The 18952-nt window shown below is 65.1% G+C and carries 17 protein-coding genes; 7 read left to right on the top strand and 10 right to left on the bottom strand.

Annotated elements, in window-relative coordinates:
• Positions 1–75: 75 nt before the first annotated feature.
• Positions 76–1002: an AraC family transcriptional regulator gene (locus tag DYQ94_RS09965; protein ID WP_126965483.1), complete on the bottom strand. Its 927-nt coding sequence runs from the start codon at positions 1000–1002 to the stop codon at positions 76–78.
• 98 nt (positions 1003–1100) lie between these two features.
• Between DYQ94_RS09965 and DYQ94_RS09960 the strand changes: the two genes are divergently transcribed.
• Positions 1101–1859, top strand: coding sequence for an SDR family oxidoreductase (locus DYQ94_RS09960; protein WP_126965419.1), 759 nt, complete (start codon positions 1101–1103; stop codon positions 1857–1859).
• Positions 1860–2543: 684 nt separating this feature from the next.
• Here DYQ94_RS09960 and DYQ94_RS09955 read toward each other — a convergent pair.
• The 4 genes from DYQ94_RS09955 to DYQ94_RS09940 all read right to left on the bottom strand — a co-directional run bounded on the left by DYQ94_RS09955 (position 2544) and on the right by DYQ94_RS09940 (position 7347).
• On the bottom strand, positions 2544–4502 hold the full coding sequence (locus tag DYQ94_RS09955) for a choice-of-anchor X domain-containing protein (RefSeq protein WP_160954777.1): 1959 nt from the start codon (positions 4500–4502) through the stop codon (positions 2544–2546).
• Positions 4503–4786: 284 nt separating this feature from the next.
• Positions 4787–5653, bottom strand: a complete 867-nt coding sequence (locus DYQ94_RS09950; RefSeq protein ID WP_160954776.1) for a methylenetetrahydrofolate reductase — start codon at positions 5651–5653, stop codon at positions 4787–4789.
• 114 nt (positions 5654–5767) lie between these two features.
• Positions 5768–6433 carry an epoxyqueuosine reductase QueH gene (locus tag DYQ94_RS09945; RefSeq protein ID WP_126965418.1) on the bottom strand — a complete coding sequence of 222 codons (666 nt, stop codon included), beginning with the start codon at positions 6431–6433 and terminating at the stop codon, positions 5768–5770.
• Entirely contained in the window at positions 6433–7347 is a 915-nt protein-coding gene (locus DYQ94_RS09940; RefSeq protein ID WP_024938835.1) for a LysR family transcriptional regulator, read from the bottom strand. Before DYQ94_RS09940 ends, DYQ94_RS09945 begins: the two co-directional genes overlap by 1 nt.
• Positions 7348–7444: 97 nt before the next feature.
• Here DYQ94_RS09940 and msuE point away from each other — a divergent pair, with 97 nt between their 5' ends.
• From msuE to DYQ94_RS09925, 3 genes are all read left to right on the top strand, one after another.
• A complete protein-coding gene (msuE, locus tag DYQ94_RS09935) occupies positions 7445–8038 on the top strand; it encodes an FMN reductase (protein WP_016904547.1) in 594 nt (197 codons plus the stop codon).
• Positions 8039–8203: 165 nt separating this feature from the next.
• Positions 8204–9187 carry a DUF1852 domain-containing protein gene (locus DYQ94_RS09930; RefSeq protein ID WP_160954775.1) on the top strand — a complete coding sequence of 328 codons (984 nt, stop codon included), beginning with the start codon at positions 8204–8206 and terminating at the stop codon, positions 9185–9187.
• A 28-nt stretch (positions 9188–9215) separates the two neighbouring features.
• Positions 9216–10247: a methionine synthase gene (locus tag DYQ94_RS09925; RefSeq protein ID WP_024938832.1), complete on the top strand. Its 1032-nt coding sequence runs from the start codon at positions 9216–9218 to the stop codon at positions 10245–10247.
• Positions 10248–10399: 152 nt separating this feature from the next.
• On the opposite strand, the gene DYQ94_RS09920 is transcribed toward DYQ94_RS09925, so the two are convergent.
• Positions 10400–11845, bottom strand: coding sequence for an OprO/OprP family phosphate-selective porin (locus tag DYQ94_RS09920; RefSeq protein WP_047127880.1), 1446 nt, complete (start codon positions 11843–11845; stop codon positions 10400–10402).
• A 546-nt stretch (positions 11846–12391) separates the two neighbouring features.
• Positions 12392–13279: an SDR family oxidoreductase gene (locus tag DYQ94_RS09915; protein WP_126965416.1), complete on the bottom strand. Its 888-nt coding sequence runs from the start codon at positions 13277–13279 to the stop codon at positions 12392–12394.
• Positions 13280–13413: 134 nt separating this feature from the next.
• On the opposite strand from DYQ94_RS09915, the gene DYQ94_RS09910 reads away from it, so the two are divergent.
• From DYQ94_RS09910 to DYQ94_RS09900, 3 genes are all read left to right on the top strand, one after another.
• On the top strand, positions 13414–13848 hold the full coding sequence (locus DYQ94_RS09910) for a winged helix-turn-helix transcriptional regulator (RefSeq protein ID WP_046345376.1): 435 nt from the start codon (positions 13414–13416) through the stop codon (positions 13846–13848).
• 501 nt (positions 13849–14349) lie between these two features.
• Positions 14350–14847 carry a hypothetical protein gene (locus tag DYQ94_RS09905; RefSeq protein ID WP_126965415.1) on the top strand — a complete coding sequence of 166 codons (498 nt, stop codon included), beginning with the start codon at positions 14350–14352 and terminating at the stop codon, positions 14845–14847.
• The gene (locus DYQ94_RS09900; protein WP_237474917.1) at positions 14844–16943 is read left to right on the top strand and encodes a methyl-accepting chemotaxis protein; all 2100 of its coding nucleotides are present in this window, start codon (positions 14844–14846) and stop codon (positions 16941–16943) included. Before DYQ94_RS09905 ends, DYQ94_RS09900 begins: the two co-directional genes overlap by 4 nt.
• A 197-nt stretch (positions 16944–17140) precedes the next feature.
• Here the strand turns inward: DYQ94_RS09900 and DYQ94_RS09895 are convergent, their stop codons facing one another.
• The 3 genes from DYQ94_RS09895 to DYQ94_RS09885 all read right to left on the bottom strand — a co-directional run bounded on the left by DYQ94_RS09895 (position 17141) and on the right by DYQ94_RS09885 (position 18947).
• Complete coding sequence (locus DYQ94_RS09895; RefSeq protein WP_126965414.1) at positions 17141–17503, bottom strand: YfeK family protein; 363 nt, start codon at positions 17501–17503, stop codon at positions 17141–17143.
• Positions 17504–17680: 177 nt separating this feature from the next.
• Complete coding sequence (locus DYQ94_RS09890) at positions 17681–17863, bottom strand: glycine zipper domain-containing protein (RefSeq protein WP_102253267.1); 183 nt, start codon at positions 17861–17863, stop codon at positions 17681–17683.
• A 280-nt stretch (positions 17864–18143) separates the two neighbouring features.
• The gene (locus DYQ94_RS09885) at positions 18144–18947 is read right to left on the bottom strand and encodes a hypothetical protein (protein WP_160954774.1); all 804 of its coding nucleotides are present in this window, start codon (positions 18945–18947) and stop codon (positions 18144–18146) included.
• Between the last annotated feature and the right edge of the window lie 5 nt (positions 18948–18952).

The raw sequence follows: 18952 nt of genomic DNA, 5'->3' as shown, positions 1-18952 counted from the left end.
TGCCTGCAGTTACAGCTGTTTCTCACTGCAGCTGCAGGCGGCACTGCGCGCTCGGGTCTGGCACACCTGATGCCGTTACAAAGCGGCTGCAGACATTGCAGGCGCTGCAGCACGCTCGCGCGCGTACTGCGATGGTGGGCTGCCGGTATGGCGGGTGAAGGCAACGCTGAAACTGCTTGCCGAGCCATACCCCACACGCTGCGCGGCTTGCGCTACGCCAAGCCCTTGTTCTGACAGAAGCGTCTTTGCCAGCGCCATGCGCCATGCCAGCAGATATTCCATCGGCGCCATGCCCATTGCCCGGTTGAAGCGCGCAAAGAACGATGATCTCGACAGCGCCGCTTCCTTGGCCAATGCATCGACCGTCCACGCATGCGCCGGTGCACCGTGCAGTGCACGCATTGCCGCCGCCAGCCGCGCGTCGGATAACGCGCGCACCAGTCCTGGCGTCGTGTCGCTCGCTGTCAGCGAGCGTAATGCTTCAATCAACAGCACCTCCAACAGCCGCGCAAGCACCACCTCGCGTGCGGGCCGGGTTGCACGTGCCTCTTCGCCAACCAGAGTCACCAGCGTGGTAAGTCGCGGCTCGCTGCGCACATGCACCAGCCGGGGCAGCAGCGACACCAGTAGCGCGGCATCGGGCGAGCCGAAGCTGCAATGCCCAATCACGATGCGAAGATCCGTCGGGCCGTCCTGCGCGCCGATACGGAAAGTGCCATCGCCCATGTTGGTCGGCACCGTGTGGGCCTGCCCGGTCGACGCCTGCAGGCTGGAGAGCGTGACGGCCAGCATGGCCGGTGCCAGCACGAAGTCGCCTGCTTCAAGAACACGCGCCTCGCCATCTTCGAGCGTCAGACGGCACGTCCCTTCGATCACTGCGCAATAAAACGGGCCTGGCGCATCGGAGCGGTGTGCCGACCACGCACCGGCGCCCACGACGAGCTTGGAAAACCGTGCCGCCGGCCTGAGCAGCAGGACAACCTCGGTAAGCGGGTCGGGCAGCATTGGACTCTCGCAAATGAATTAAGCACTTTAGAATATCGAAAGTACGACATTCGAAGCCTAACGTACATCCCTCACAACATCACCGAGGGCGCTTCATGCAAACCGTACTCATCACTGGTTGCTCATCCGGCTTTGGCTTAGCGACCGCCAATTACTTCCTAGAGCGCGACTGGAATGTGGTCGCCACCATGCGCACTCCACGCGAAGACCTGTTTCCTGCGTCGCCACGAATGAGGGTGTTGCAGCTCGATGTCACCGATGTCGCGAGCATCCAGGCCGCGATCGCTGCGGCCGGCACGGTCGACGTTCTCGTCAACAATGCAGGCTCCGGTGCGCCCGCGCCGCTGGAACTGGCAAGCCTGCAGTCGGTGCGTGATCTGTTCGAGACCAATACCTTCGGCACGCTTGCGGTAACCCAGGCGGTCTTGCCGCAGATGCGTGCGCGCCACGCCGGGGTCATCGTCAACGTGTCGTCGAGCGCAACGCTCAAACCCCTCCCACTGATCGGTGCCTACCGCGCAGCCAAGGCCGCGGTGAATGCGCTGAGCGAATCGCTGGCCGCCGAGCTGGAGGACTTCGGTATCCGCGTGCGCATCGTCTCGCCGGGCTCGTGCGGGGAGACGGAATTTCGTGCCAATGCCCGCGCGGGTCTTCGCGGTCTTGATGACGAGGTCTATGGAACGTTTATGCAACAGACGATGGCGCGCATGAGCGCATCCGCCGGCCCCGAAACGCAGTCGATCGATGTCGCGCAGGCCATCTGGCGCGCAGCCACCGATCCGGCCGCGCCGATGTTTATTCCTGCAGGCGCGGATGCAGAACTGTGGGCTTCCGAAGCGGCTTGGAGTGGCTAGTAAAACCTTTCGACCGCTGTACCGAAATCAAAAGCTGAGTCGGTCGAGTGCGCGGTGCCCTCACCGCTTGCGGGACACGCCGTGAACCCATCCCTGGGGGCTCGGTGGCGGCATCCATGCCGCCACACGGTCCCGCAATCGGCGAGGACACCGCACCAGAGAGTTGATCGGTATCTTTGTTTAAAACCCTGCACGCCGACTATCTCGACTGGTCCTTGCCCGCCCACCGTCGCGGGACCTTACGCGGCATGGATGCCGCGTAAGAGCCTACACGGACGTACTTGCGGCGTGTCCCGCGATGGTGGGCGGGCAAGGGCCTTGCAACCAAGCCGCAAATCATCCGCTCTAAAAACCGACGCACCCACAGCGTTCAATCACCTTTCAAGGCAACCAAAGCCCCTTTCTCCTCTGTAGAGGGGTTGGGGAGAGGGTACGGAGCGAAGCCACACAAGAGTGAGAGTTGAGAGGCTTTGCCCGTACCCTCATCCGCTCCTGCTGGGGCAGCTTCTCCCGGCGGGAGAAGGGGTCAAGCTCCCGTTGGGACCTCGTCACCTTCAAGGGAGGAGGAATCGAATTATGTGAACGCAGGAGTCGTGCCAGTCGCCGGCACGCGACGTGTTCCCACGCACGCTGCGATGGCCGACGCAGACGCCGGCCATCGCATTGCACATTGCTAGAACCGCATCACTTCGCGGCGTTGGCGTTCATCACTGCATTGCGGCTGGCATCCAGGTACTGCGCCGGGTCGCGCATGCCGGTGGTGTGGCATTGCCCGGTGGTGTGGCCGCGATTGACGCCGCCCGGCAGCTGCGCGTTGACCTGCTCCACGGTGCCATCTTCCGGGTCGTTCAGTACCAGGTCCGAGGCCGCGTTGCAGTAGTCGTTGGTGTACCAGTTGGTCTTGGCGAACGAGGTCGTGTAGTAGTTGACCTTGGCACGCGCATCGGCCGGAATACCGGCCAGCCAGGCTTTGGCGCCGTCGTAGGTCATGTCGGTATTGGTGCCGCAACCCACGCCGAACCACGAGCCCACCGCCGCCAGAATGCCTGACAGATTGGTGCCCTGGTACGGCGTGCCGACCGACTGCATCACCCGCCCACCTGTAGCGTTATCCAGCCCGCTCCAGTAGTAGGTATACAGATGCAGCGCGGCCATGCCGCCCTGGCTGTGCGCCACCGTCGCGAACGAGGACCACTGACTGGCGAACTGCGCCAACCGCTGTGCGAACTGGTCGTTGCTGCGGTTCTGTTTGGCATCAAGGAACGAGGACGCATTGGTGAACTGCGCCTGCGGCCACACGCCGTTGGAGCAATAGCCATGCACCAGCACCAGTTGTGACCCCGCGGCCTGCGGTTGCGCCATCGCAGTGGCACGGGCCAGCGTCGTCGGACGTGGCCCCATGCGCATGCTTTCGTCGATCGCAGCGGCAGAGCGCGCAATGCTGGCGCGGCGCAATGCGGGCAGCTGCAACGGCAGCGTGTCGGCCTGTACCAGCGGGATGTAATGGTCCGGGTCCTCGATGCGCAGCCCGCGCAGCGTAAACGGCGCACGTGCGCCGGCACGTGCGACCCAGCGCTCGTCCAGGCTCAACGGCAGCTGGCCTTGCTGCGGCGTCAGCATGCCGCCGATCCATGCCACCGGCACGTCCTTGCCCTTGGCATCGGTGCCCCAGACCTGGCCAAACACGCGGTAATGCGATGGTGCCTTGCCGCGCGCGGCGACCGGCAAGGCAATGCTGAGCCGGGTGCCGTCGGCAGCGCGTGCGCTGAGCGCGTTGCCGAGCAGACGCAGGGAGGTATCCAGCACCGGCAACACATGCTCGCTGGTACGCACGAACGGCTGCCCGGCCTGGTCGCGACCGCGCACGATCACCTGTGCAATCCAGGTGCCTTCGGCCGTCGGTTGGAACGTGCCGCCATACACGCCATCGCCGGCAGCACCGTCGTCGTGCTGTCCGTCATCGGCCATCGGCAGCGTGCGGATGCCGCCTTGCGGGTCGATCACACGCAGGCTCGCTGTCTCGATCTGCCCCGCCTGCGCGGCCAGCAAGCTCGCGCCGGCTGCATCGTTGCCGCTGAGCAAGGCGTTGAGCGTCAGCGACTGGCCGACCTGCTGCCGACGATGGCGCGGGTACGAGGCCAGCTGCGTGCGCGCATCGCCTTCCATCAGCACATACCCGCGTTGCGCCACCGGTGCCGCCGATTGCAGCGTCAGCGCCCAGTTGCCGTTCTGCGCGGACTCCACCGCGTAACGCATGCCGCCAGTGCCGCTCTCGGCGCTGCCCAGCAGTGTGCGTTGTGCCTGCAACTGCGGTGCAACAGCAGCGGCACGTGCGCCGGCAACGCGTGGTGCAGTCACCGCCGCCTCCCACGGCTGGTCGCCGGCCAGCACCATGAAACGCAGATGGCCGTTTTCCACCGGCAAGGTGCCTTGCCAGCGTGCGGACTTGCCGGCCGGCGTCAACTCCACCGGCAGCAAGGCGCTCTTGGACAGGATCGCCGACTCGGCCGGATCGGGCGCGCGCATCTGCGCGAACTCCTCCGGTGGGCCAGCCAGTTGTTTGGGTTGCAGCTCGGCCGCGGCAAGCGGCGTGGAGACCAGCGACAGGGTGCACAGCAAGGACAACAGCGACGGCTTCGGCATGGCGACATCTCTCCTTGAACGTTGCAGAAGCGATGCCGCCGCGCATGGCAACGGCATCGGATGCAGCGCCCCCTCGCCGCGATTCGCCGATGGTTATACCGCGCGCTTGTGACAGGTCTGCTGTGCGCTGCAGCACCTCACGCGCGGCAAACAAACCGCCAGGAATGAAAACTACAGACTGTGATCGAGGTCGTGGACATGTCGAGGTCCACGACGCATTGCTTGCCACAACGCACAGGTCTGCGGTCGCTATGCAGCGCCGAATTCGGCGCGCCTCAGTCCGCCTAAACGCGCGCGGAGCGGGAGCGGTACTGCTCCACCCACGCGACAGTCTGCGCGATGCCGCCAAACGGGTAGAAGTGCATGCGGACCTCGCCGTGCGCATCAGTCAGGCCAGTGGCCAGCCGTTCCACAAAACGATCCGGCCCTGCGGTGCCCAACAGCTTGCCGAGCGAGATGCCGTACTTTGACAGCATCGATGCGCATGCGCCGACACCGCAGCTGGCGGCATAGCGTGCGAGCACCGCCACGCCGGCAGGACCGGGTACGCCCACACGCACGGGATGTGCAATGCCGTGCGCGCGCAGCGCCTGCAACCACGTCAGCACGATGTCGGCATCGAACGCGAACTGGGTGACGATCAGCGGCACCATGCCGCGCTCGGCGATGCTGCGACACTTGCGCTGCAGCACCTCCCATCGATCGGCTGCAGGCATGCTTGGATGCCCTTCCGGATGCCCCGCCACGGCGATGGTCCGGATGCCGCAGCGCTCAAAGATCCCGGTATCGATCAGCGACAAGCTGTCCGGAAACGGCCCGAGCGGAGTAGGCGGATCGCCCGCAATCACCAAACATCGCTCGACGCCGGCGTCATCGACGGCGCGGCTGACGAAGGCATGCAGCTGCTCGCGCGAGGCGATACGGCGCGCGGACAGGTGCGGCATCGGTTGAAAGCCGAGTGTGCGCACCATCCGTGCCGCGGCCAGCCGCGCATCGTCGTCCTGGTTGGGCAGGTAGGGGATGGCAATGGTTGCGCCACGCGTGATCCGGGGCGCCGCTGCAGCCAGCCCGGCAATGTGCTTTGCGCTGACCTCCAGCGAATAGGCCTCGGTGATGGTGCTGGCGAGGCTGGGCGTGTCCGGGTCGATCAAGGGTGTTGCCGTCCTGTCGTGGTGATTGGCTGCGCCGCTGCGTCAGCCCCGATCGAGCGGGCAGGGGCCAAGAGCACATCGAGATCCCGGCCGCGCCCCAAGACCCGCCTGCACTCAATCGTCCTGTTCCGCATCGCCGTAGAATTTCACGCCCAGTTGTATGCGATTGCGCCCGCTTTCCACGCGGTGCCGGTTGGTGTCGCGCAGCGAGTAGACGCAGCCGCAGTATTCCTGCTGGTAGAAGTTCTCGCGCTTGCTGATCTCGACCATGCGCGAGGAACCGCCGCCCTTGCGCCAGTTGTAGTCCCAGTACATCAGGCCGGGATACCTGGCCGCAGCGCGCACGCCGCAGTCGTTGATCTGCTGCATGTTCTTCCAGCGCGAGATGCCCAGGGAGCTGGTGATCACCGGAAAGCCGTGCTCGTGCGCATACAGCGCAGTGCGTTCAAAGCGCATGTCGAAGCACATGGTGCAACGCACGCCGCGCTCGGGTTCGTTCTCCATCCCGCGGGCCCGCTCGAACCAGTTGTCCCGATCGTAGTCGGCATCGACGAAGGGCACGCCGCACTGCTCTGCAAAGCGGATGTTCTCGTCCTTGCGCAGCTCGTATTCCTTGCGCGGATGAATGTTGGGGTTGTAGAAGAAGATGGTGTAGTCGACGCCGGACGCCAGCATGGCCTCCATCACCTCGCCGGAGCATGGCGCGCAGCAGGAGTGCAGCAACACCTTGTCGTGGCCGGCAGGCAGGGGGAGTGGCGTGCGGGTTGCGGTGGTATCCATCAGTGGGCTCCCGATGTCGTGGCGGTGCCATTGGCAGGCTGGCGGGCCAGTTCGATGAAGGCGCGCAGGTAGTCGACGGCGATATCGGCCTCGCGTGCGCCCAGGAAGATCTGCTTGGCGATGCCGCGCGCACCCAACCGCACCGGCACCACGTCCATCCTGGCGGCGTATTCCTCCACCAGCCAGCGTGGCATGGCGGCCACGCCGCGGCCACTGGCCACCATCTGCATCATGATGTCGGTGGTTTCGATGGCCTTGTGGCGCCTGGGCGTGACACCGGCCGGCAGCAGGAACTGGCTGTAGATGTCCAGGCGCTCGAGGTCCACCGGATAGCTGATGAGCACCTCGCGTGTGAGCTGCTGGGGCTTGACGTAGGCGGCCGACGCCAGCGCATGGCCCTTGGCCACGACCAGCACCTGCTCGTAGTCGAACACCGGCTCGAACCGCAGCCCGGGCTTGTACAGCGGGTCGGGCGTGACCAGCAGATCGATCTCGTAGCCGAACAGCGCGCCGATACCGCCGAACTGGAACTTCTGCTTGACGTCCACATCCACATCCGGCCAGGTGGCCAGATAGGGCGCCACCAGCTTGAGCAGCCACTGGTAGCAGGGATGGCACTCCATACCGATGCGCAGCGCACCGCGTTCGCCCTGCGCGAACTGGCCCAGGCGCTCCTCGGCCAGGTCCAGCTGCGGCAGTACCCGGTTGGCCACCGCCAGCAGGTACTGGCCGGCCTGGGTCAGGCGCAGGTTGCGTCCCTCGCGCAGCCACACGTCGGTGCCCAGCTGTTGCTCCAGCTTCTTCATGCTGTGGCTCAGCGCCGACTGGGTCAGGTTCAGCACGCCGGCGGCGGCGGTCAGCGAGCCTTGCTGCTCGACTTGCTGGACGATGGTGAGATGGATGCGCTCAAGCATTCAGATGATCCGAATTCATGGATTGTTGAAATAACACCATTTTACTTCATTGAATGCGAGCCCTAGCATCGGGGTTCGTCGTTTCAGGTCAACCCGCATGACTGTCAACGTGCCACACCCCCTCCGCGTCGTCGCGGTCTCCGGCGGGCTGCAGCGCCCCTCCAAGGCCGTCGCCCTGGCCGAGCACCTGCTGGCGCTGATCGCCGCTGCCGTGCCGTGCGAGCAACATCTGGTCGAACTCGGGGCGTTGGCGCCACAGTTCGCCGGTGCGGTCTGGCGCTCGCAGCTGCCGGCAACGGTGGAGCAGGAACTTGCCGCCGTGGAGCAGGCGGACGTGGTGGTGGTGACCACGCCGGTCTATCGCGGCTCCTACACCGGCCTGTTCAAGCACTTCTTCGACTTCATCCACCAGGATGCCTTGATCGACACCCCGGTGCTGTTGGCGGCAACCGGCGGCAGCGAGCGCCATGCGCTGGTGATCGACCACCAGTTGCGGCCACTTTTCAGCTTCTTCCAGGCACGCACCTTGCCGCTGGGCGTCTACGCCACCGACCGCGACTTCCTGGACTACCGCGTGCATAACGAGGCCCTGGCCGAGCGGGCCAGGCTGGCGGTGCAGCGTGCATTGCCGCTGATCGCATTGACGCGGCAGGCAGGTGCCATCGCCGCAGAAAACGTCGCCGCGGCCTGAGGCCACTCGGCCACCGTTGCGCGGCGGGCCGCCACCCTTCGCCGGCTACAGGATCGGTTGGCAACTGTCCGCAGATCCAGAGTCCCGGCATCCATCCAGCAGGAATCCCCCCTGCGCCGAGACCTGCGCTCGTAATCAATTTCGGAAACAAGGCGTCAGCTTGCAATGACTCAGGAATTCACCTTCAGCATCAAACGTCAGCGGTTTGACGAGGACTACCGTCCCGCGGCCAACACGCGCAACACGACGAACTTTGCCAACCTGGCCAGGGGGCAGCGTCGGCAGGAAAACCTGCGCAACACGCTTGCGATGATCAACAACCGCTGCAACGACCTGGCGCATTGGGATAACCCCACCCGCGACCGCTACGCGGTGGAGCTGGACATCATCTCTGTCGAGATGAACATCGGCGAAAACGAAAGTGGCGATGCATTCCCGCTGATCGAGATATTGAAGCCCAGCATCCTCGACAAGACGAGCGGCGCGCGCATCGATGGCATCGCAGGGAACAATTTCTCCTCCTACGTGCGCGACTACGATTTCAGTGTGCTGCTGCCGGCACACAATCAGGACGCATCCGGCTTCAGCATCCCGAACGATTTCGGCAGTCTGCACGGAAAGCTGTTCAAGCACTTCGTGGACTCGGACGCCTATACGGCGCGTTTCGCCAAGCCGCCGGTCATCTGCATCAGCGTCTCCAGCAGCAGGGTCTATCACCAAACCGGCAACCGGCACCCCGTGCTCGGCATCGAATACCGGCAGGACGAATTTTCCCTGACCGATCTCTACTTCGAGAAGATGGGCCTGCAGGTGCGCTATTTCATGCCTCCCAACAGTGTCGCCCCGTTGGCTTTTTACTTCTTCGGCGATCTGCTCAACGACTACACCAATCTGGAGCTGATCGGCACCATCAGCACCATGGAGACGTTCCAGAAGATTTACCGCCCGGAAATCTACAACGCCAATTCCGCGGCGGGGGCCATCTACCAGCCGAGCCTGAAGCACCAGGATTATTCCTCTACCAAGATCGTCTACGACCGGGAAGAGCGCAGCCAGCTCGCGGTGACGCAGGGCAAGTTCACCGAGGAGCACTTCATCAGGCCCTACGGCAAGATTCTCGCGCAGTGGGTTTCTCACCACGCTGTCTGATCAACAAGAACGCAAGACACCACTCATCATGAAAAAGCTGCTCCCTACCTCCACCGCCGGCAGCCTGCCCAAGCCGTCCTGGCTCGCACAGCCGGAGAAACTCTGGTCGCCCTGGAAGCTGCAGGGCGAGGAACTGATCGAAGGCAAGCAGGATGCATTGCGCCTGTCGCTGCAGGAACAGCAGCACGCCGGCATCGATATCGTCAGCGACGGCGAGCAGACCCGCCAGCATTTCGTCACCACCTTCATCGAACACCTCAGCGGCGTCGATTTCGAAAAGCGCGAAACCGTCAGGATCCGCAATCGCTACGACGCCAGCGTCCCCACCGTCGTTGGCGCGGTGAGCCGCCCCAGGCCGGTGTTCGTGGACGATGCCAGGTTCCTGCGCGAGCAGACCCGCCAGCCGATCAAATGGGCGTTGCCTGGACCCATGACGATGATCGACACCCTCTTCGACGCGCACTACAAAAGCCGCGAAAAGCTGGCGTGGGAATTTGCCGTCATCCTCAACCAGGAAGCCAGGGAGCTTGAAGCGGCCGGCGTGGACATCATCCAGTTCGACGAGCCGGCCTTCAATGTCTTCTTCGACGAGGTCAACGACTGGGGTGTTGCCACCCTCGAGCGTGCGGTCGAAGGGCTCAAGTGCGAGACCGCCGTCCACATCTGCTACGGCTACGGCATCAAGGCCAATACCGACTGGAAGCAGACCCTGGGGTCGGAGTGGCGTCAGTACGAAGAGTCGTTTCCCAAGCTGCAGACATCCACGCTCGACATCATCTCGCTGGAGTGCCACAACTCGCACGTGCCGATCGACCTGATCGAACTGGTGCGCGGCAAGAAGGTGATGGTCGGGGCCATCGACGTGGCGAGCAATACGATCGAAACGCCGGAAGAAGTGGCCGCTACGCTGCGCAAGGCTTTGCGCTTCGTCGATGCCGACAAGCTCTACCCGTCCACCAACTGCGGAATGGCGCCTCTGGCCCGTGACGTTGCAAGAGGCAAGCTCAAGGCCCTCAGCGCAGGCGCGGACATCATTCGCGCAGAACTGGCAGCCCGCTAGCGCGCCGGTGCTGGCGCTGGGTCGGCGGCCGAAGCAACAGGGCCGCGGCTAGCGCCATCGTGCCGGCGCACGTCGCCACCACGGCTCGCGACGCAACCACCAACAAGCCCCGCATGCGGGGGGCTTGTTGGTCTTCCATCACGGTGCAGGGCTCAGTAATTGACCTGCAACTGCAGCCGCAGCAAGTCGCCTTCCACCACCGGATACGGCGCGGTGGTGACGTCGGTGCGCTTCATCTTCGAATAGGCGAACACCAGTTCCAGCGCATCCATCGGCTGCCACTCGACGCCGGCTTCCACCTCGTCCAGGCGCATGCGCGGTGCATTGGTGTCGAACTTGGAGCCGCCGCGGTAGGTCTGCCACTTCAGGTACGGCAGCAAGGTACCGTAGCTGCCATCGTGCTTGTACATCGCCTGCACGTAGCCGCCGCTCAGCGAGCGGGTGCGGATGCGCCGCTGTGCGACATCCAGCTCCGGGCCGCGGCCCACCGTCCACTCGGCCTGCAGGCCGAACGGCTGCGGGTAGTAGATGATGTGCGCGGCCACGCGTTGGTCGGTGTAGCCGTTCGGGTCGGTGATGGCCGGGGTGAAGCTGCGGCCACCGATGTTGACTGCCGCCGCGGTCGGCACGAAGCGGCCGCTGTAGGCATCGGCACCCACTTCCAGGTACTGGCCGTTGGCGAACTTGAACGGGTAGGTGGCGTGCACCACCGCATGCATGCTGTCGTTGCGCTCGGCGCGGTTGGCGCCCTGGCCGTTGTACACGCCGGCACCGATCACGCCGTAGTCGCCCGAGCCCTTCAAGCCCGACTTGACCAGGTCCTGGAAGCGGCCCTTGGCCACGGTGGGGCTGTAGTAGAACACCGCACCGATATCGCGTTCGTCGCGCAGGCCGGAGTTGAGCGCGTCAGCGCGGTCCAGGGTGAGACGGTTCTGGCTGGACTGCAGGTTCTCCCAGCCGTACGGCATCTTCGACTGGCCCACGCGCACGCGGTACTCGCGCTTCTTGTCGAAGTAGATGTCGGCATACGCATCGCGCAGCTGCGCGAAGTTGGAGGTGGTCGAACCGGTCGGCGTGCTCGCAAAATCCGGCTGGAAGTACAGCGACACGTGCTCATTGAGATCGCCGCTCAGCACCAGGCGCGCACGCCGGATGCCCAGGCTCTGGTCGTTGCCGATAAAGCGGTCGCCGGGTGCGCGCAGATCCTGCGCGTCGCCGCCGATGCCCTGGTTGTAGCGGATCTGCGTGTAGCCGCGCAGGCTCAGCTTGTCGTACCACTTCTTGCCGGCCTCGCCAGCCTTGGCCGGTGCCGCAGCCGGTACGGGTGCAGGTGCGGCCTGGGCGATGGCGGTGTCGGCAGGCACCGGCGCCGCAGGGGCGGGCGGCAGTGCCGGTGCGGCCGGCATCGCCGACGCCGGCAGCTTGCCGTTCTCGTCCACCTGCACGAACTTGCCCAGCTTGTCGCGGCCCGGGGCCGGCTCGGCGAAGATCTGCTTGGTCTTGCGGTCGACGTACAGCTCCAGCTCGGCGGCCAGCGTGCTGCCGCTGGCGGTCGCGCTGAGGGCGCACAGGACGGTGGCGAGATTGCGTTTTTTCATTGGTCCGGCTCGTGCAAGGGAAACGGGTCGGCGGCAGCGTCAGGCCGGCGCTGCCTCGCGGGCGGCGAACACGGCGCCGGCACGCCCACCAGGCGCCCGGTCGTCCTGACGGTGCGGCAATGCGTGCAGTTATATTTAGATTTGATGTCAGTTTGGTGACACCGGCGGCCCCGCACAACGCAACGCTGTGTCAGCTGCGTGTCTGGCGCGTGTCAGTTGTGCGACGTGCAGAAGGCCGGCCTAGCGGCGAGCGGCGCGGCATCAGGCGCGGATGTGACGCTTTGGTTGCTGCTGCCGGCCATCGGACCTGCGGTGCCATGGGCAGATGGTGACGCAAGGAGCAGCTGCCGACGCAAAGGCCGAAGCGCGTGCTTGGCACGGCCATGGCGTGCTGTCGTCGTCGCCAACGCGTGGGCAAGGGACGATGACTCAGAAACATGGCAAAGGCGGGGTCATCGCCCGCCTTTGCCGGATCACGCACCGCGTGGCGTAGCGCCAGGCCGGTGCGGCTGCACGGTGTCGCGCAACACCGTGCCAGGGCTCGGCTCAGCCAGCCGGCGTCGCCTGCAAGGCCGCCGCCACCGCATCGCGCAGCGGGGTGGTCGGGCGGCCGATCAGCTGGCTCAGCGTGTGGCTGTCGTCGAACAGGCTGCCGCCGCGCGAGGACGCCGAGCACTGCGCCAACACCTGTGCGAATGCAGCCGGCAGGCCGATCTGCACCAAGGCCGCCGCGTAGTCGGCTTCGGGCAGGTCGTGATAGGCCACCGGCTTGCCCGACTGCTGCGCCACCTCGGCGGCATACTCGGCCATCGTGAAGGCCGTATCGCCGGCAAGTTCGTAGACCTTGCCGGCCTGCGGCGTGTCGGCGGCCAGCACCGCTGCGGCGGCCTCGGCATAGTCGGCGCGCGTGGCCGCACTGATCCTGCCCTCGCCGGCGCTGCCGATCACCGCGCCATGCGCCACCTCGGCCGCGATCGAGCCGGTGTAGTTCTCGGTGTACCAGCCATTGCGCAGCAGTACGTGCGGCACGCCGCTCTCGCGCAGCATCGCCTCGGTGGCCACATGCTCGGGTGCCAGTGCCAGCGTGCTGGTATCGGCATGCAGCACGCTCGTATAGGCCAGTAACTCCACGCCGGCACGCTTGGCGGCTTCGATCACGTTGCGGTGCTGCGGCACGCGTTCGCCCACCGCATTGGACGACACCAGCAGCACCCGGCCCACACCTGCGAAGGCCTGATCCAGGCTCTGCGGGTCCGCGTAGTCGGCGCGACGCACGGTGATGTCGCGTTTTGCGAACTGCGCGAGTGACGCAGTATCGCGGGCCGTTGCTACGATCCGAGCGGCCGGGACACGCGCCAGCAATGCGTCGACCACCAATGCGCCCAGCTGCCCGCTGGCGCCGGTGACGAGGATCAGGGGGGAGGTGTGTGCCATGGTGAACTCCAGTAGGTATTGATAAGAGGTGTGGTCTACTATCTAGACTCTTGGTCCGCGCACCTATTGTCAGGGCCGTTCGAACCTCCGCAAGGAGGCAGTTTTCCACCCCCTGGTTACCGTGAGATATCCCAGTGAACGCGATTGCTCTGTTTCCGCCGCCGCCGTCCCTGCAAGGTATGCCGTTCGACGCCACCAAGTGCCCGGTGCGCGACGTGCTCGATCAGATCGGCGACAAATGGACCATGCTGATCCTGCTGACGCTGATCCCCGGCCCCTCCCGCTTCAGCGCCATCCAGCGCGCCGTGCCGGACATCTCCAAGCGCATGCTGACCCAGACCCTGCGCAACCTCGAGCGCAACGGCATGATCACCCGCAAGGTCTACGCGACCAAGCCGCCCAGCGTGGAATATGCCTTGTCCAAGCTCGGCGTGGCGCTGCTCGGCCCGATCTCGCAGCTGCTCAACTGGGCAGGCGAAAACCATGCGGCCATCCGCTCCGCACGCGAACGCTTCGATCATGCCCAGCAGCCGGCGGTTGCGCTGGATGCCGACGAAGCGCTGGCGTAAGCGTCGCTCTGCAGTATCGGCAAGCGAGCTGACAGCGCTGACTTCCGGGTGGGCGCCTCGACGCGTTGGAGGATCGCCTAAGCGCTTGCACTAGGCGCAGCGGTGGATGGATTTCCGCGTCTGCTAGATGTGCGTTGTTGAGGCATCGATACTCGGGCCCGGAAGCGTAGGCGGCTCAGTGGCGGACTCGCCATGCATCGCCGCTGTCGAGGGCACGCCCTGGCACCTGGACCCGAATCCAGAGTGACGACATCACAGCCACCACGGCCTGCCATGCATGCAGCAGCCCCACCGTCGATCTGTGAACGCGTGCTCACAAAATCCCGCGCCGGATAAACGACTGCCAGCACAGCCACGCCACGCATCGCCCGCAAACCCTTGCGGCGTAACGGGCCTGGCGCGTGCTATCGCTGCCATCGCTAATTTCAATCGCAAGCCGGCTCAAGCGTCTGCACCGGCACCCGATAAGGGGCTCACCTTACCTCGCGAATCCGCTGCGCCATGCCCGTCTTCGGCACCCTGTCCGCCTCAACGCGACGCACCCTGGGCGCTGCCCTGCTCGCGCTGTGGTGCGGCTGGATCGCCGTGGCCTGGACCACGCCACGTGCGCAAGCCACCGACGTCGCCAGTGCATGGGCGCAGGTCCAGGCCAGCCTGCCGGCCGCGCAGCGGGCGCCGATGCTGATCGGCGTCGCAGGTGCCTGCGCCTGCACCGACCCGGCCGCCGATCGCGCCTGGGCCGTGCTCAGCAGCGCGGTACGTTCGCGTGGCGGCCAGGTGCGCATGCTCGACACCCCCGCGCTGCGTGGCAGCGGCTATGCCGTGTGGCTGCTCGGTGCCGACGGCCAACCGCGCTACGCCGGCCCCGCAGACGGCGGCGCCGTGTGCGGCACCGCCGGCACGGCGGATTGGTCGCGCTGGTTACCCGATGTCCTGGCGCGCACCCCGGGTGCCGCGCTGGTGTCCCCTTGTCCCTGTGCCGTGGAGTCGCTGTCATGATGGAACTGTCCGCATCGGCGCCGCCGACCTCCACCTACGCCACCCGCCTGGCGATCAAGGCCGACCGGCTGTTTCTATGGCTGGCCGTGCTGCAGAGCGTCGGCTCGCTGGGCCTGGCCTGGTACCAGGGCCAATGGACCACGTTTCTGGCGGTTACGCTGCCCAGCCTGTTGCTGATGGCCTGGCAAGTGCAGGCCAACCCCGGCACGCGCCTGACCCGCATCACCAACGCGCTGGTGCTGATGGCCCTGGTCGCGGCCACCATCCAGCAGGCGCATGGCCTGGTGGAAATGCACTTTGGCGTGTTCGTGATCCTGGCGCTGCTGCTGTACTACCGCGACTGGCTGCCGGTGGTGGTCGCCGCAGGCGCCATCGCCGTGCATCACCTGGCGTTCTACTGGCTGCAATCGCGCGGCATGCCGGTGCAGGCGTTCACCGTCGGCAGCGGCTTCGGCATCGTGGTGCTGCATGCCGGCTACGTGATCGTCGAAACCGCCTTCGTCTGCGTGATGGCCATCCAGCTGCGCCGCCAGGTCGATGCCCTCGACCACGAGGCCGAAGCGCTGGCCGAACTGGCCGACACCCTGGCCACCGGCGCCACCTTGCCGCCGGCCATCCTGCAGCAGCCCTTCCGCAGCGGCTCGCTGGCGCAGGCGCTGGTGCGCATGAGCGTGCAGGTGGAAGAGCGCATCGCCCAACAGCAGCAGCTGCTACTGGAAAATCGCCGTATCCGCCTGGCGCTGGATGCATCGGCAATGGCGGTGGCCATCGTCGACGGGCAGGGCGCTGCCATCTATCGCAATCAGTCGTTCCAGCAACTGAGCACGCAGGTCGATGCGCACGTGCTGCACACCGCACTGGCCGATGCGGTGCAGCTGGGGCATGACGCAGGCAGCAGCAAAACGCGCGCGCTGGCGGCGTTGCAGCTGCAGGAAAACATCACCCCGGTCCGCGATGACGACGGCGCCTCGCTGGGCGTGGTGGTGGAGTGGCAGGACCGCACCCAGGACCTGGCGCTGGAAGAGCAACTGGCCACGGTCATTGCCCAGGCTGCGCGTGGCGAGCTCGGTGCCCGTCTGCAGGGAAATGCTAGGAGCGGCACACTCGGCCAGCTGGCCGAGGGCGTCAACCAGTTCCTGGCCATCACCGACGACAGCCTGCAGGACATGCGTCGCATGCTGGCGGCGATGTCGCGTGGCGATCTGACCCAGCGTATCGACCGCCACTGCGAAGGCGTGTTCGAGCAGATGAAGCGCGACGCCAATGCCACCGCCGACGAGCTGGCGCGCATCATCACGCAGATCCGCAGCTCCAGCACCGCGATTAATCACGCCGCCGGCCACATCCTGACCCGCAACGATGCATTGGAGCAGCAGGTGCAGCGGCAGTCGGCCACCCTGGGCCGCACCGCCACCCAGATGCAGGCCGTGCTCGGCACCATGCAGGAGCACACCGCGCAGGCAGCCGACGCCGACAAGCTCACCGCCGCCGCATCCGAGGCCGCACGCAGCGGCGGCGACACCATGCACCAGGCGATGGGCACCATGCAGCAGATGGAACAGGCCTCGCGCCGCATCCAGGACATCGTCTCGGTCATCGACGGCATCGCCTTCCAGACCAATATCCTGGCCCTGAATGCCGCCGTCGAAGCCGCACGCGCCGGCGAAGAAGGCCGCGGCTTTGCCGTGGTTGCGGGCGAGGTGCGCGCGCTGGCATTGCGCTCGTCCACCGCCGCCAGCCAGATCAAGACGCTGATCGGCGAATCGGTCACGCATATGCAGGCCGGCGTGCAGCAGGTGCGCCGCGCCGGCGAAGGCATGCAGCACATCGTCGCCACCATCGGCCAGGTCAGCAGCACGCTCAGCAGGATCGCCGTCGCCTCGCAACAGGAAGCCGGCAGCATCGCGCAGGTGCATCACACCCTCGCCGGCGTAGACGCCGACATGCGCGACGGCGTCACCCGCATGCAGGACGCCAGCGCCGCCGCACGCGCCATGGGCGACCATGCCGCGCAGCTGGAAGATGCAGTGAGTGCGTTTGTGGCCGATGAGCGCGATGGCAGCGCTGAGGCAGCGCAGAGGCTGCGCGTTGCCTGATTTACATCAGCGCATCTTTGGCGCGCGATAGCACCACGCGTGATCTTGCCTGATCGCTGGAGCTGACGCCGGGTTTTCCAGGGCCGATAGTGCAACCACCGCTTTCGGCCGGCCGGTCCACAGAAGCTGTCCAGCAGCAGTTGCCAGCGCCTCAGGCAACGCTGCAAGGCGGATGCTGTGGTTCCGACGCCTGCCGATTACTTGCGCAGCTCCCGCAGCTTGCCAGTGAACCAGGATTGGCTGGATACCGGCGCAAGGTTGCCGCAACGCACCTGATACGGCGTGCCCGACATGCTGCTCTTGGTGGCAGCAAGCTCGATGAAGGATTCGGTAGACGTCACCAGCCCCTTCTTCTGTAAGTAGTCGTACTTGCGCTGCAAGTGTTCACTGGCTTTGGGCGCCGCGTACCACGACCCATTGCGCGAAAACTCGCAGTTGGATTGCGCAAGGACCTTGAAAAGCTGATCGACCTCACGCGTGGTGGCGGGCGAAACCCCTTGGGCCGAAAGCGATGCACAGGCACCGAGCAGGAACACTACAAGACACGATTTAACGTTCATCGACCCATGGTAGCGCATGCCAGCGCCTTGCCGACCGTCATTGAGGAGCGGTACCAAAACAGCTGCGAATCCGCTGCCATGGCTGCATGTCACAGCGGTTACCAGGCGGTATCAACGTCGGCTCCGGCAGCACAGCGCAGTCGGCGAGCGACATGCGCGTGTCAGCTCATGCCGGCGTCAGATGGCACCACGCCGACGCGCCCAGGCAATGCCGAACACGGAGCCAAGCGACAGCCCCAGGCCGAGGCCTTGCGGCAGGTTGCCCATTGCTGCCCCGAGGGCAGCCCCCAAGGCTGCACCGATGCCAATGCTGGTGCCGACCAATTTGGAATAGAGCTTGGTATCTGCTGGTTTCAACATGAGCATTCCTTCGTTGATAGTTGAACCGATCCACCTAACGATTACGCTGCGCAGGCGGGAACTGACGCGCACTACGCGTATTGATTCTAATGTCTTGGGCTCGCGTTGCAACTCCGGAACTCCGCGCTGCGTAGCGGAAGCGTGACATCACGCCAACAAGCAAGGCTGATTTTCAGCCCATGAGATGGCAATGCATGCCTGCTCAAGCGCATTCGGACTCGTTATAAAAGCGTTGCTTTGCGAGCTCGGAAAGACCAGCGGCAATGCAACAATGGAGTCATCAGGAAGGATGCTGAACATCGGGCGGCGCGTATCGCAACAGCGTTGAACCCTCGAAGTAATTCCCGTAGTACTCGCTCGCTCTCAGCCCCGGGTTCGCCTCAAAATCGATGTAAGGCTCGGAACAATGCGGGCAGCGAAAGGGATTGAGATAGGCGTAGCTGGACCCATCCGGCGCCAACGGCAGTGCGTCTTCCAGCGCAGCAAGCGCTTCGGCATCCGGCTCGGACAGCGCTGCGGGGCTGCCAGGCAGGTGGCTATCGACGGTGATGGTGTACTTGCCGGACCCCGAGTAGAAGTATCCCGCGTTGCTAAAACCCGCGTGATAGGAGCGGATCAGGAACGAACGCTGGCAGTGGTCGCACTCACAGGAAAGCACCACATTGCCACCGGTGACGATTCCATTGAAGTGCAGCCCCCTGGCAAACAGCCCCTTGCCTGCAAATACGGAACTGCTGACGCTGGCGCCCGGCAGGAAGAACGGCTGAAACCTGATCCCGGCTGCCTTGCCGTTCGCAAACGCATCCGGCTCCAGCTGCTCGGTCTGCGAAATGACACAGTCTGCCTGGCACCCGAGGTTGGGATGCACACGAACGGAGAAGTGGAACCACCCCGTCGCAGCACCGAGTTCATGCCGGTGCACCTCTCCCGCCGAGTCGGCAAACTCCAGGACGCTATTGGCCTTCAACCACGCACGGGGCTTGAGCTCGCATGGGACATCGCTCTCGGTAACGCGGCACAACTCTCGCCCATCGGCGCGAACGATCAATAACGGAGCGGCTTTCTTCTTGAAGATGGAGAACATGCTTT

Source organism: Xanthomonas sp. LMG 8993 (genome assembly GCF_009835065.2).
Classification (GTDB): Bacteria; Pseudomonadota; Gammaproteobacteria; order Xanthomonadales; family Xanthomonadaceae; genus Xanthomonas; species Xanthomonas arboricola.
The sequence above is the reverse complement of the archived record's forward strand: the minus strand, read 5'-3'. Positions and strand labels throughout refer to the sequence as shown.

Bases quoted from the DNA above. Each gene is read 5' to 3' on its own strand.
- DYQ94_RS09960 (WP_126965419.1), top strand. From the start codon at position 1,101: ATGCAAACCGTACTCATCACTGGTTGCTCATCCGGCTTTGGCTTAGCG.
- DYQ94_RS09955 (WP_160954777.1), bottom strand. From the start codon at position 4,502: ATGCCGAAGCCGTCGCTGTTGTCCTTGCTGTGCACCCTGTCGCTGGTC.
- DYQ94_RS09945 (WP_126965418.1), bottom strand. From the start codon at position 6,433: ATGGATACCACCGCAACCCGCACGCCACTCCCCCTGCCTGCCGGCCAC.
- DYQ94_RS09940 (WP_024938835.1), bottom strand. From the start codon at position 7,347: ATGCTTGAGCGCATCCATCTCACCATCGTCCAGCAAGTCGAGCAGCAA.
- msuE (WP_016904547.1), top strand. From the start codon at position 7,445: ATGACTGTCAACGTGCCACACCCCCTCCGCGTCGTCGCGGTCTCCGGC.
- DYQ94_RS09930 (WP_160954775.1), top strand. From the start codon at position 8,204: ATGACTCAGGAATTCACCTTCAGCATCAAACGTCAGCGGTTTGACGAG.
- DYQ94_RS09925 (WP_024938832.1), top strand. From the start codon at position 9,216: ATGAAAAAGCTGCTCCCTACCTCCACCGCCGGCAGCCTGCCCAAGCCG.
- DYQ94_RS09920 (WP_047127880.1), bottom strand. From the start codon at position 11,845: ATGAAAAAACGCAATCTCGCCACCGTCCTGTGCGCCCTCAGCGCGACC.
- DYQ94_RS09915 (WP_126965416.1), bottom strand. From the start codon at position 13,279: ATGGCACACACCTCCCCCCTGATCCTCGTCACCGGCGCCAGCGGGCAG.
- DYQ94_RS09905 (WP_126965415.1), top strand. From the start codon at position 14,350: ATGCCCGTCTTCGGCACCCTGTCCGCCTCAACGCGACGCACCCTGGGC.
- DYQ94_RS09900 (WP_237474917.1), top strand. From the start codon at position 14,844: ATGATGGAACTGTCCGCATCGGCGCCGCCGACCTCCACCTACGCCACC.
- DYQ94_RS09895 (WP_126965414.1), bottom strand. From the start codon at position 17,503: ATGAACGTTAAATCGTGTCTTGTAGTGTTCCTGCTCGGTGCCTGTGCA.
- DYQ94_RS09890 (WP_102253267.1), bottom strand. From the start codon at position 17,863: ATGTTGAAACCAGCAGATACCAAGCTCTATTCCAAATTGGTCGGCACC.
- DYQ94_RS09885 (WP_160954774.1), bottom strand. From the start codon at position 18,947: ATGTTCTCCATCTTCAAGAAGAAAGCCGCTCCGTTATTGATCGTTCGC.